This is a genomic window from Gracilibacillus sp. YIM 98692 (assembly GCF_010993965.1).
Taxonomy (GTDB): Bacteria; Bacillota; Bacilli; order Bacillales; family Amphibacillaceae; genus Gracilibacillus.
On the sequence record NZ_WIXM01000012.1, the window covers coordinates 40,046 to 51,923 of the forward strand.

The window sequence follows — 11,878 nt, forward strand, 5'->3', positions numbered from 1 at the left end:
AACTACGATAATAAGTGCAACAAGTAAACCTTTATAATATTTCGTTATAAAAATAGCACGTCCCCCCCTATTCCTAAGTATTATCACTTTTACCTAGATAGTTTTACCTTCAAACCACCTAACAACACCACAACACCTAATATCCAGAATACACTTGCTATGCTTGCTATTTGTGCAATACCTCCAAAAAGGACTGGTCCGGAAAGCTGTGTTAAGCGATTACCTGTTAACCTTAATCCCAATCCTTCCCCCACTCGTTCCTCAGGTAAGGCCTCAACGGTTGTTGATATCGACAATGGCTGCCCAATCCCTAACCCAAGTCCAAGAATGAAGGATAACATTCCTAATAATAGGGCACTATGAAAGAACGGTAATAGGATAAATAAAACACTTGAAGCAAATATAGAAGCTAGCATAATCTTCTTTACACTATATTTGTCAGATAACTTAGACATAAAAAAACGAATAAATATACCACCCAATGCATTTAGAGAAACAATCAATCCTATCGTTGAACTAGATAGTCCATACTCCTGAGCTAATAATGGAAAATAGGCAGTGTACATATCTTTTCCTAACAAAATAAGGACACTAACTAAAAAAGCGACTCTCAAATTTTTAATTTTTAGTAGTCGGAGAGAGTGAAGTAAATTAGGATGTTGTTTGGAACTTTTGGTTGCGGCTTTTTCTTTGATAAATATAGAAAGAATGCTAGCAAGTAGACCAAAGCAGGATAAGAATCCAAAGGCAACGGGATAGCTCCAAATATCTGCAATGACTCCACCCAACATTGGTCCTGTAAAGCTTCCTAATGCAACTCCAATACTAAAAATCATAATACCTTCATTTTTATTCCCTGTGTGACTAACAGATGTTTGAGCAGAAACAGCAAATACGGTATGAGAAATACCAACGATGATTTGAGATATGTAAATAAAGAATAAACTTGGTAAAAAAAGAGGTAAGCTTAACGCAATTGCAGTAAAGAATGCGCTGATTATTAGTGGTTTCTTATAACCTATTCGATCAACTAGCTGCCCCATCTTAATAGCAAAGAAAAAAGGAAGCAGCGCAAAGAGAGCGACAATAACACCAATCTCTGCTTTATTCGCTTGTAATTGATCAGATAGTAACGGCACCAATGGTCGTGTACCCGCCATACCTGTAAAAAAAATAAGTGCAATCAATAAAATTCCATACTTGTTAAAAAAACTGCCAATACTCTGCAAATATGCCACCTACTTTTATGTGATTCCCCTTATTTTACCATTTTGTATGTTTTTAAGGTTAATATTTAGCTTCCTGTCGAGAACGTAAAGATCAAAAGAGAGAATCGCCACGATAGACGATCCTCTTGTTTAATTGCATCTCTTTAGTGGATTAAAGAAAGGCTACTTTTTGCTGCAGTCTTTAAGAAAAAAACTTTACTTATTTAGAGGAATTTCTGCCATTACCTTTACACCATCCATAATAATTAAAGTTCCATCCAATGCCTTTTGTTTAACATTTTCAAAATCAGTATCTTGACTTTCTTTTATTTTCATTTGATATTCTGCATGGAATTGACCTTCTTCTCCCGGTTTTAAAACTACACTTCCGCCACCACCCCTATAGACCATCTTTTTGTATTTAGTGTCTTTTTCCATTTCCATATGATCGGCTAAACTGGAATTTGGTCTTACAGCAATGTTTAAACTTAAATGATGGTGTCCTGGATAATCTTGATTACCACCAACTCTACTTTTGCCTTGGTTTTTTATTGTAAAATCATAACGTAACACTCGTTCAGACTTAATAATGGTAACCTCTACATCTTTTAATTTAAGGTTAGTGTCATTTGAATCAAACCCAAGTAAAATCATTGAAGCAAAACACATAATCAATAGTAATAACAACCGTTTCATCATAAACCCTCCAAAACCTTTTTGATTAGTGTTCCGCGGTATTTTCCACACATACATATCTGATTTTTATCATTATTTTTGTTTATGAGTTCGATTTTCAGAAAACCTTATCTTTTATTTATGGCTTTTTTTACTAAGTCTACCAGTTGGTCAATATATTCATCAATTCTGTTCATTGCCCTCTGTAATTTCAGCTATCCTATTATGTGTTTATTGGCATTCAAAGAAAATGTAAGAGCTAACGTAATTTCAGCTTTCTCAATTCCTCTTTAGGAATGTCTCTATGTTTATAATCAACAAGCTCGATATCGCTACCTTTTATTCGAAAAGTTATCGTTTCTTCACCATACGGCGGATTATGAGCACCTTCGTAAGTTTGAACTTGGACAGTTACAACAAAAACATTGTTCTTTTCATCGTTATCAATTTTTAATATTTTTTCAAAACCACGATACCAAGGTCTTTCAACCATATTTGTAATTGATTCTAAATAATTCACCTCAACTTTATAATGGGACAGTTGAGATGATTTTATTAGTTTATTCAATAATTCTGCTATTTAGCATAATTACATTTATTCAATAAAGAAGGTTACTTATTCTTCGTGTTGAAAAAAGGGACTTAAATTCCCTGTTAATGTGTTTTCAATTGACTGACCATCACAAGGTAAGTACCATAAAGAAAACTCGTCGATTGACGAGCCTTTGGTGAAGTCAGAGACGTAGTTGCCCTTATCTATATTACTAAAATTGTCCACTACGTCAAAATTGCTTCCTTGCTGACAATTTATGCTTTCCTATACGGAAATAAAAAAGTACTTTGTCAAAATAGTACTTAAACCACCATTAAGTACCAAAATGAATCACCACACAACCAAAAATGACACTTATAACGGTGATAAGTACCAAAATCAAGACTAGATCTAATAAACTTGGTACTTAACAGCTGAATAAATACCAAATCAATAAGAAATATAATGAAAATGACACTTATCGCCACGATTGCCGATCTACTTGTTAAGTATTCGCCACCCTTTAGCTATTTCACAAACTAATAATGTTCCCTGCTAAATTATCAATTCTGGTAATTTTAAAAAATTTTGAATATTCTATAAAAATAAATTTTTCGCTATCGGAACAGTCAAATACAGACTATAATAGAAGATAGTACGATACATAAAATTTTCTGTCAGGAGGAATGCAATATGAAAATGGAACATGTGGGGATCATGGTCAATGACATGGACGAGTCTTTAGCGTTTTATCAAAACATCCTCGGTTTAGAATTAAGAAAAAGAGAGTGGTTAAATGACACTGTTGAGCTTGCCTTTTTGTTTTTCCCAGAGCAGCCAAGTGTAGAGGTTGAACTTGTCTACGGCGGCCCGGTTGAAAACGAAGGAATCGTGAACCATTTGGCCTTTACTGTTGAAAACATTGAAGCTGAACTCGTACGCTTTAAAGAAGCGGGCGTTAAATTAGTAGATGAAGAACCTCGAAGCATTTTTAATGATACAGTTAAAATCGCCTTTTTCAAGGGACCGAATGGTGAGAAGCTAGAATTGGTTGAGAGATAAGTGAATATAGCAAAAAGAGAGCGAAAAAGAGGGATTTTTTTCAATCGCCAAAGTGATTAAGCGAGAGTGTCTCCATCTAAAAAAATAAGTTCGAATAAAGAGAAGGTAATAGATAAAAAGAGCTCCCAAATGGGGCTCTTTTTAAATGTTAAAACGGTGGCAAATTATCTAAGTTATTGCTCGGGTCACCATCAGCATCGCTACGTAAATGCTTATCTCCATCCCGCACTTTAAAGGTATTGACGTTTTCAATCTCATCGTTATCTGCCATTTGTTGCGCTTGTTTATAATCGACGACTTGTCCGGTATTTTCTATTATGCCTATTTTTTAAAATATATAACGGTACGACACACACTTATTTACATATAATTTTGGTTTCAGGGAATTGGGACAGCCCCTTTATATTACGCCCATTGAGCTCCCCATAACTTCATTTCTTTTATGATTTTATGTAAAGCATGCCCTTTTTCAGTTAATGAATATTCAACCGTTACAGGTACGGTTGGATACGCCTTTCTGATAACGATTTCATTCCTTTCCAAATGACGCAACGTATCTGTTAATGCTTTTGGACTAATGTTATGAATCTTTTTTTGTAATTCTCCAAATCGTTTCGTCCCTTCAAATAATTCTCGCAACACGAGAAATGACCATTTTCCCCCGATAATATTAAGTGCTTTTTCAATGGAACATTCAACTTTTTGTTCTACTACATTTTCCACTTAAATTCCTCCCCCATCCTAATGATAGTTACTATAAATTTTATATTAGATAACCTATTTTTTATTATATCAAAAATAATTCAGTACTTTAAATGAATGCTTTTACTATTTATACTAAAAATACAAGATTATTAATTTATTTAATAAACAATAGACTGAATGAGGAGGATAATGAATGAAAAAAGTTGTTGTAACAGGTGGAAGCGGCCGTCTTGGTCCATGGGTGATTAAAGAGTTTTTAGATCATGGTTATGAAGTAGTAAATGCAGATATAAAACAGCCAAAAGAAGCATTATGTAAGACCGTAATCACAGATTTAACAAACCTTGGTGAAGTTTACGGGGTATTAGCGGATGCTGATGCAGTTGTACACACTGCTGCGATTCCAGTAGCTTATTCCCATCCTAATGAGGTAACGTTTCAAAATAATGTGATGTCTACATATAACATTCTTGAAGCTGCCGGCAATTTAGGAATAAAAAAGGCCGTCATCTCTTCTAGTGAATCCTCCTATGGTATTTGTTTTGCCATAAATGAGCTGGAACCACAATATGTTCCAATGGATGAAGAACACCCTCAATTACCACAAGACAGCTATGGACTGTCTAAGATTGCAAATGAAAAAACTGCCGAAATGATACATAACAGAACAGGAATGCAAGTCGTTTCCATGCGATTAGGAAACGTCATCTCGCCTGAAATGTACGACAACTTCCCTGGATTTATCCATGATCCAGAACAACGAAAGCGAATTCTATGGAGCTATATTGATACGCGAGACGCTGCCAGTGCATTTCGTTTAGCTGTTGAAACAGATGGATTAGGGGCAGTTCCATTAAACATTGCTGCTGATGAAACGAGCATGGATATTAAAAGTAAAGAATTAATGGCAAAGGTATTCCCAAATGTAACAGATATTCGTGGACAAATTGATGGCTTTGAAACCCTATTAAGCAATAAAAAAGCGAAAGAACTACTTAACTGGCAACCTGTTCATTCATGGAGAAGCTACGTTCAAGTAGAATCAGTTAACACAAAATAAAGTAAGGAGGCTAATGAAATGAATAAAATTGGCTTTATCGGATTAGGTACAATGGGCCTTCCAATGGCAGGACATTTATTAAAAAACGACTATAAAGTTATTGCGTATAATCGCACGAGACATAAAGCCGACTCCCTTGGAAAACAAGGAGCATTCATCGCATCCTCACCTGAAGAAGTTGCTAAAAAAAGCGACATTGTTTTCACTATGCTAACTGCGGATCAGGCTGTTGAAGAAGTTTATTTAGGAGAAAAAGGCATTATTAAAGGAATACATGCCGGCTTAATTGTTGTCGATAGCAGTACAATTTCACCGAATACAAGTAAAAAAGTAGCAGATAACCTTTTAAACGAGGGAATTGAAATGTTAGATGCACCAGTTACAGGTAGTGAACCTCAAGCCATTGAAGGTATTTTAACTTTTATGGTTGGTGGAAAGAAAGAAATTTATGAAAAATGTGAACCTCTATTTTATGTAATGGGGAAACAAGCTTATTACATGGGAGAAAATGGATCAGGTTCCTATACGAAATTAGCTAATAATACGATGGGTGCTATTAATCTATTATCCTTCTCAGAAGCCATAACGATGGCAGCAAAAGCTGGGGTTGATCCTGAGCTATTTATAAAAGTCGTCAGCGGCGGTGGTGCTCGAAGCGGGATGGCGGATAATAAAGGTCCGAAAGTATTAAATAGAGATTTCTCTCCTCATTTTATGACTGATCTTATCTATAAAGATCTAGGATTAGCAGCTGATGTTGCAAAAGAACTTGAACTGCCTACCCCTGTTTTATCCTTAGTAAAAGAAATGTTTCAAATGGCAAGAGCTAAAGGATATGGGGCCGAAGATATGAGCGCAGTAATAAAATGTTATGAAGAATTAGCAGGAATCGAAGTGAAAAAGGATTAAACCATTGTAAAAGGTTTCATTTAATACTATCAGGTTTACATTAAATATTATTATAGGAGTGATGAATCAATGGAAAATCGCTATCTAGGGAAAACGGGTTTACGAGTAAGTGAGCTTTGTCTTGGAACGATGACATTAGGTCGTGAAACGAGTGAAAAAGATAGCTTCAGCATTTTAGACCGTTATGTTGAAGAAGGCGGAAATTTTATTGATACTGCCGATGTCTATACTCGTGGTGTTTCTGAAGAAATCGTCGGTAAGTGGTTAAAGAACCAAAATCGTGATGACTATGTTGTTGCAACAAAGGTTCGTTTCCCTATGGGTGAAGGACCAAATGATGTTGGACTAAGCAGAAAACATATTATCTCCGGTGTTAAAGAAAGCTTACGCCGCCTTGGAACCGATTACATCGATCTTTATCAGGTTCACGCATGGGATCCTCGAACACCTTTAGAAGAAACCTTAAGCACATTAAATGATCTTGTTCGCGAGGGCCTTGTACGTTACATTGGAGCAAGTAACTTTAAAGGCTGGCAGCTTCAAAAAGCAATAGACTTAAGTAAACAAAAAGGTTGGGAACAGTTTGTTTGCCTGCAACCTCAATACAATTTGCTATGTCGTGCTACCGAATACGAATTAATTGATGTCTGTGAAAATGAAGGATTAGGCGTCATCCCATGGAGTCCTCTTCGCGGTGGATGGTTAAGCGGAAAATTTACCCGTGACATGGTCAAGCCACCAGAAAATTCTCGTATATCTGTTGCGGAAGAAAAAGGTTATAGTGAGACATGGGATAAGTACAATAATGATTTTACATGGAATTTGTTAGATACGTTATATAGTGTTGCAGAAGAAGCGGGTAAGACTCCAGCTCAGGCAGCAATCAACTGGCTTCTAAACAGCCGCGGTGTTACGGCCCCAATTATCGGTGCACGTACAATGGAACAGCTTGAAGCTAACTTAGGTTCTGCTGGATGGTCTTTAACAAATGATCAACTAGAACGCTTAAATAAAGCGAGTGAATTGTTTGTAAGTTATCCTTATAATACCGATGCAATAAATCAGCGCACAAAAGGCAGAGAATAAAGGGACGTGGGGACAGGTTCCTTGTTCCGAAGCAAATTTAAAGGGACAGAATACCTGTCCCTTTCTAAAACTTGAACTTTATCTATATAAGTCATGATCCATTGGTTTTCCACAAATTGTATATATGATTCCGCCTAGTATTCTTTCATTCGGTCATATAATTGCTTTGCTCTTTTGCCAGTTCCCTCTATCCATTACGACTTCTTCTTTTGTCACAATTTTCTCGCCACCATCAATGTGAATAGGGCAATCCTCTGCTATTCTACATAAATTTCAATCTTACTTTGAGAAAGAGATACATATAAGAGAACGGACACTGAGTACCTTATTTCTAAAAAATAGTCTTTTTCGAAGCGGGTGTGGACATCAGGTACGTTATATGCTCAAAACCTTTGGAATACGAATGTCTTTTCGCTGAATAAAGGAACCAATGTCCGTCAGTCACCTAAATACACCTTTTTTGTCACAAATAAAGGAATGGATGTCCGCCAAAGTTATTTCACCCCTATGATGTTATCATCCAAGAACGACCGAAAATGAAAACTCTTGCATCCCTTATAAGTTTTCTAAGAATGATTGCAATTTATCAAGTTTATTGGTTTGCAGAGCGATGCCATTATGATCCAATACAACTATTTGAGGGTAAGTTTCTATTTCTAAAATAGCCTCATAATCAATCACTCTTTCTTCTCCCTCATACAAAATTTGATAAGAGAATGATTGAACTTTACCTTCTTCCACTTCCCATAACACATCAATGTCCCCAACACTATCTTGGAACTCTTGGGATGGCATATTCTCTGTAAAAATAACAACATTATATGTATCCTTTATATTTGGTTTTAATTTGTCAATCGCTTGTTCTTTTTCTGAAGAACAACCTGCAACAATAATAATAATAAATAAAGTTAACATGAACAGTAGATTTTTTTTCATTAAAAATATCTTCCTCCTTCAAACAAGATAGAAACAAGCTATTAAATACAATCTCTTCTCATGTTAACATATTATTCCAACAATTAACTTTTATTTATAGATAAAGAAAACTCGGCGATTGCGGAGCCTTTAGGTGACAGCAAAGCCGTAGTTGCCCTTATCTATCTTCCTAAAATGGTCTACTACGTCGAGAATTCTTCCTTGCTGACCATTTATATTTTCTGATACGGTAAAGAAAAACTTGGCTTATCGCCAAATCCTAATGGCGAAAGCCTTAGTTTTACTTATACTATCAACCTTAAACCATTTATAAATCCTGATAGTGAAAAAGACGATCAATCAAATGATGATCGCCTTGTTCAACACTTGCCCTTATCCAATTAAAAATGTAATAACATTTACTGTACTTTTGCTACCCCTAACGCATAGTGACTCCACAAAATATTTTCAACTAATTCTGCATATCCTTCCTCACAGTCAATAATTAAAATAATTTCTGAGTGTTTCCCCTTTAGTAACCTATTTTTCTTTTTCAATACTTTTTCTGTAAAAAGACGAATGGCAAACCCAACCATAAAACCAACAAACGCACCGATTAAGCCCCAATATATAGGCCCCCACGCTAAGTTAAAGCCTATACTGGCACCAATAACAGCAAATGCCGTTGCAAGTGCCATCCCAATATCAATAAGTGAGGTTCCATCAGACCGATGAAGCGAATCAAAAACCTTTCGTACTTCCTTGCGGTTATCTAGTGGTACGGCGAATATGTTTTCTTTTTTTATCCCTTTTTTTTCTAGCATCGAAATAGCTATTTCTACAAAGGCATTATTTTCAAATGTGGAGAATACTTGCATTTTTTACTTCACCTTTTGTCCTTTTAAAATTTGAAACGTGGATGATTGATAGTTTTCTTTCAAATACTTTCTTTGTTCTTTTTCAAAAAGCTTATTGTTCTCTACCGTATTGATGTATGAATCAAAAACTGAAAATCCGTATATCGAAGGGAAGAATAAAAACCATTCAGGTTTTAAGACAGATGTAGCTTCTTGGACATTTCCTAAAAACAAAAGAGAAATGGCTTCAAGACCATGAGAAAAATACGAAAATAAGACTACCCATATAATGACAAAAAAAGCTGTTACAATTCTATGAATATAAAGTTCCCCAAGACCTGGAACAAATAATGACCATATGACAGACATTACAGGATCTCTTTTATCTAAATAGTTGATTTCAAGTGCTCCAATACTAAAAGTGTTAAATGAATGTTCTTCACGTTCTGCTAATAGATAAACTTTGTTCATATCAATGGTTGTTCGGTAACTATCCCAAATTCCGAAGAAATAGACAGGGATATATATTAAAAGCCACCTAGTATCTAATATTTCTTTGGCCATTTCAATCTCACCTTGAAAGGAATAAATCATGGCTAAATTAAGATTTGCATTTACATTAATGATTACTTCCCAGATAAATAAAACAAAACCACGCAAGTATTTCGATAAAAGTAAATGCCCAAACCCAGGAAATGCAGCACTCCACCAAGCAATGATGTATGGATTTCTTAAATGAATTTGAGTAGTTCCCAGAGTACTCACATGTGCTTTATAGCGTCTAGCGGTATTGTCATTAGTATAATTTTCCATTATGTTCACCACTATAATTTTGTTTTTACAAGTTATTTCCATGATGGACGAACTATATACCTTGTTGCACTATACTGGATTCAACAGATTCTTTTTTAAATAAACAGTACCTATAAAACATATAGTAAAAAAGCGAGAACAGATAGAAGTAAGTTATAATAAAAGAAAGTACAATTGCGAATGGTAGGAGAAAGGGGTATACTTTGAAAAAAATTATTTTAACGACGGAAAGTGGAGCAGATTTACCAAGAGATTTAGTGGAAAAACATGAGGTGCAAGTAGTCCCGATGCACATCATCATGGATGGCAAGGATTATTTAGACGGTTCCTTACCGGTTGAGGATATATATGACTACTATGATCGTACAAAACAAATACCCTCTACAACGGCCACCAATATCCATGAATATGAACAATTTTTCAAAAACATTCAATCAGACTTCCCTGGATGCAGTATTATTCATATCGGTTATACGTCAAAAGCTTCTTCTTCTTTTCAAAATGCCGTTATTGCAGCAGAAGAATTTGATGATGTTACTCTCATTGACACTTTAAATGTAACAGGTGGATTAGCTGCTATTGTGATGTATGCTGTTACCTTATTAGAAAAGGAACCAACCATTGAACCTGCCCGATTAGCAGAAGAAATTAAATCCAAAGTTCCCAAAGCAAGGCTGTCCTTTGTTCCCGGCAAGTTAGAATTTTTAAAAGCTGGAGGACGTGTAAGTAACGCGGCTTATCTCGGAGCATCTTTGTTAAAAATAAAACCACGCATTGACCTAGTGGAAGGACAGCTTGTTTCAACAAAAAAGTATCGTGGAAAAGGGAGTTCCGTGGCGGAAAAACTGATGCATGATTATTTAAAGCAATATAATATCGATCGAGAACAACTTTATTTTATATACTCACTTGGACTTGACGAAAAGATCAAACATCGGATGGATGAAATCGCAAAAGATTCCGGCTTCAAACACGTAAGATGGATACAAGCAGGCGCCGTGATCTCCACTCACGCAGGACCTGGAGGCTTCGGCATTGCAGGATTAGAAGTATAAAATCCCAAACCTTTTTAAAAAAAGTCAGAAATATACCAAATCCTCTGCTTTTGATTGCTTTCGTCAGAAGTCCTGGCCAAAAACATTGCCCACATATAAAATCACTTACCCTTATGCGATTTACGTTAGGGTAAGTGACATCTCAGGATAATGGTAACAATATTAATGAACCATATTATCGTCTTTGTAATCGATATAGAGCGTTCCATCCGTTTGAATTTCCGCATAAAAAACTTCCGAAATGGAATTCACCCCAGAGTTCTGTAATTGCTGTTGCAGCCAATTTTCATCAAGATCCAGTCTTGAAAGGTTTGTCAAATGAACTTGACCATCACTTATAACTTGAGTAGCTGTAGGATAGACTTTAACTTTATTTGGGAAACTTAAATCACTTTTCGTCACCGGTAGCTTTTCTTGTTTTTTTAGTACCGATAGTTGCCCGCTAGTTTCAAAAATGGCATAATCTACATCTTGAACAGAAAACACACCACTTTGACGCAGTAAAGCGTTTAAAGCGTCCATATCCAAACGAGTGGATCTTAGGGAATTTTCCATTACCTTTCCTTCTTTTATAACAATGATGGGTTCACCAGTTGTTAGCTTTCTTGCTTTTTTAAATTTTATATCGATATAACCCATTAGAAGGGTAATAATTGTCCATCCAACTAATGCAATAATACCATTACGAATACTGAGATTTTGGTTTATAACAAGACTTCCTGTTATGGTACCGATGGCTATTGCTGAAACAAAATTAAAAAAAGTCATTTGACTAATTTCTTTTCTACCCATCGTTCTTGCAAGAATAAACAAAACAATAAACCCAAGAAAAACTCTTAGCAATAATTCAGATAGTTGCACTGTTTACCACCTCTTTTACATTTGTATTCTTATAGTGCACTAAATACTTCCTATTATGATGGCAATGACTAACCGCCCACATCATACCATTAATCACAAAAATCCATACTTGATACCCTACCACATCCTGGCATTACAGT

13 protein-coding genes and 1 pseudogene are annotated in these 11,878 nt (G+C 35.6%); 5 read left to right on the top strand and 9 right to left on the bottom strand.

Features of this window, described 5'->3' with window-relative positions:
* Positions 1-89: 89 nt before the first annotated feature.
* The 3 genes from GHD00_RS12105 to GHD00_RS12115 form a co-directional block, all read right to left on the bottom strand.
* Complete coding sequence (locus GHD00_RS12105) at positions 90-1,229, bottom strand: MFS transporter (RefSeq protein WP_163538433.1); 1,140 nt, start codon at positions 1,227-1,229, stop codon at positions 90-92.
* Between the two features lie 195 nt (positions 1,230-1,424).
* Positions 1,425-1,904, bottom strand: coding sequence for a hypothetical protein (locus tag GHD00_RS12110; protein ID WP_163538434.1), 480 nt, complete (start codon positions 1,902-1,904; stop codon positions 1,425-1,427).
* A 238-nt stretch (positions 1,905-2,142) separates the two neighbouring features.
* Positions 2,143-2,451: a DUF3888 domain-containing protein gene (locus tag GHD00_RS12115; protein ID WP_276208278.1), complete on the bottom strand. Its 309-nt coding sequence runs from the start codon at positions 2,449-2,451 to the stop codon at positions 2,143-2,145.
* A gap of 657 nt (positions 2,452-3,108) precedes the next feature.
* Between GHD00_RS12115 and GHD00_RS12120 the strand changes: the two genes are divergently transcribed.
* The gene (locus GHD00_RS12120; RefSeq protein WP_163538436.1) at positions 3,109-3,477 is read left to right on the top strand and encodes a VOC family protein; all 369 of its coding nucleotides are present in this window, start codon (positions 3,109-3,111) and stop codon (positions 3,475-3,477) included.
* Positions 3,478-3,625: 148 nt separating this feature from the next.
* Here the strand turns inward: GHD00_RS12120 and GHD00_RS12125 are convergent.
* Together GHD00_RS12125 and GHD00_RS12130 are read right to left on the bottom strand one after the other, a co-directional pair.
* Positions 3,626-3,787, bottom strand: a pseudogene (locus tag GHD00_RS12125) (DUF3892 domain-containing protein); the annotation flags it as partial.
* Positions 3,788-3,882: 95 nt separating this feature from the next.
* Positions 3,883-4,200 carry a winged helix-turn-helix transcriptional regulator gene (locus GHD00_RS12130; protein ID WP_163538438.1) on the bottom strand — a complete coding sequence of 106 codons (318 nt, stop codon included), beginning with the start codon at positions 4,198-4,200 and terminating at the stop codon, positions 3,883-3,885.
* Between the two features lie 175 nt (positions 4,201-4,375).
* Between GHD00_RS12130 and GHD00_RS12135 the strand changes: the two genes are divergently transcribed.
* The 3 genes from GHD00_RS12135 to GHD00_RS12145 all read left to right on the top strand — a co-directional run bounded on the left by GHD00_RS12135 (position 4,376) and on the right by GHD00_RS12145 (position 7,237).
* Positions 4,376-5,242 carry an NAD-dependent epimerase/dehydratase family protein gene (locus GHD00_RS12135; protein WP_163538439.1) on the top strand — a complete coding sequence of 289 codons (867 nt, stop codon included), beginning with the start codon at positions 4,376-4,378 and terminating at the stop codon, positions 5,240-5,242.
* An 18-nt stretch (positions 5,243-5,260) separates the two neighbouring features.
* Positions 5,261-6,151, top strand: coding sequence for an NAD(P)-dependent oxidoreductase (locus tag GHD00_RS12140; RefSeq protein WP_163538440.1), 891 nt, complete (start codon positions 5,261-5,263; stop codon positions 6,149-6,151).
* 69 nt (positions 6,152-6,220) lie between these two features.
* A complete protein-coding gene (locus GHD00_RS12145; protein ID WP_163538441.1) occupies positions 6,221-7,237 on the top strand; it encodes an aldo/keto reductase in 1,017 nt (338 codons plus the stop codon).
* A gap of 555 nt (positions 7,238-7,792) precedes the next feature.
* On the opposite strand, the gene GHD00_RS12150 is transcribed toward GHD00_RS12145, so the two are convergent.
* The 3 genes from GHD00_RS12150 to GHD00_RS12160 all read right to left on the bottom strand — a co-directional run bounded on the left by GHD00_RS12150 (position 7,793) and on the right by GHD00_RS12160 (position 9,822).
* Positions 7,793-8,173 carry a hypothetical protein gene (locus GHD00_RS12150; RefSeq protein ID WP_163538442.1) on the bottom strand — a complete coding sequence of 127 codons (381 nt, stop codon included), beginning with the start codon at positions 8,171-8,173 and terminating at the stop codon, positions 7,793-7,795.
* 398 nt (positions 8,174-8,571) lie between these two features.
* The gene (locus GHD00_RS12155; RefSeq protein WP_163538443.1) at positions 8,572-9,030 is read right to left on the bottom strand and encodes a hypothetical protein; all 459 of its coding nucleotides are present in this window, start codon (positions 9,028-9,030) and stop codon (positions 8,572-8,574) included.
* Between the two features lie 3 nt (positions 9,031-9,033).
* A complete protein-coding gene (locus GHD00_RS12160; RefSeq protein WP_163538444.1) occupies positions 9,034-9,822 on the bottom strand; it encodes a hypothetical protein in 789 nt (262 codons plus the stop codon).
* A gap of 203 nt (positions 9,823-10,025) precedes the next feature.
* Here GHD00_RS12160 and GHD00_RS12165 point away from each other — a divergent pair, with 203 nt between their 5' ends.
* Positions 10,026-10,877: a DegV family protein gene (locus GHD00_RS12165; protein WP_163538445.1), complete on the top strand. Its 852-nt coding sequence runs from the start codon at positions 10,026-10,028 to the stop codon at positions 10,875-10,877.
* A 162-nt stretch (positions 10,878-11,039) separates the two neighbouring features.
* On the opposite strand, the gene GHD00_RS12170 is transcribed toward GHD00_RS12165, so the two are convergent.
* Complete coding sequence (locus GHD00_RS12170; RefSeq protein ID WP_163538446.1) at positions 11,040-11,738, bottom strand: YetF domain-containing protein; 699 nt, start codon at positions 11,736-11,738, stop codon at positions 11,040-11,042.
* Positions 11,739-11,878 lie beyond the last annotated feature (140 nt).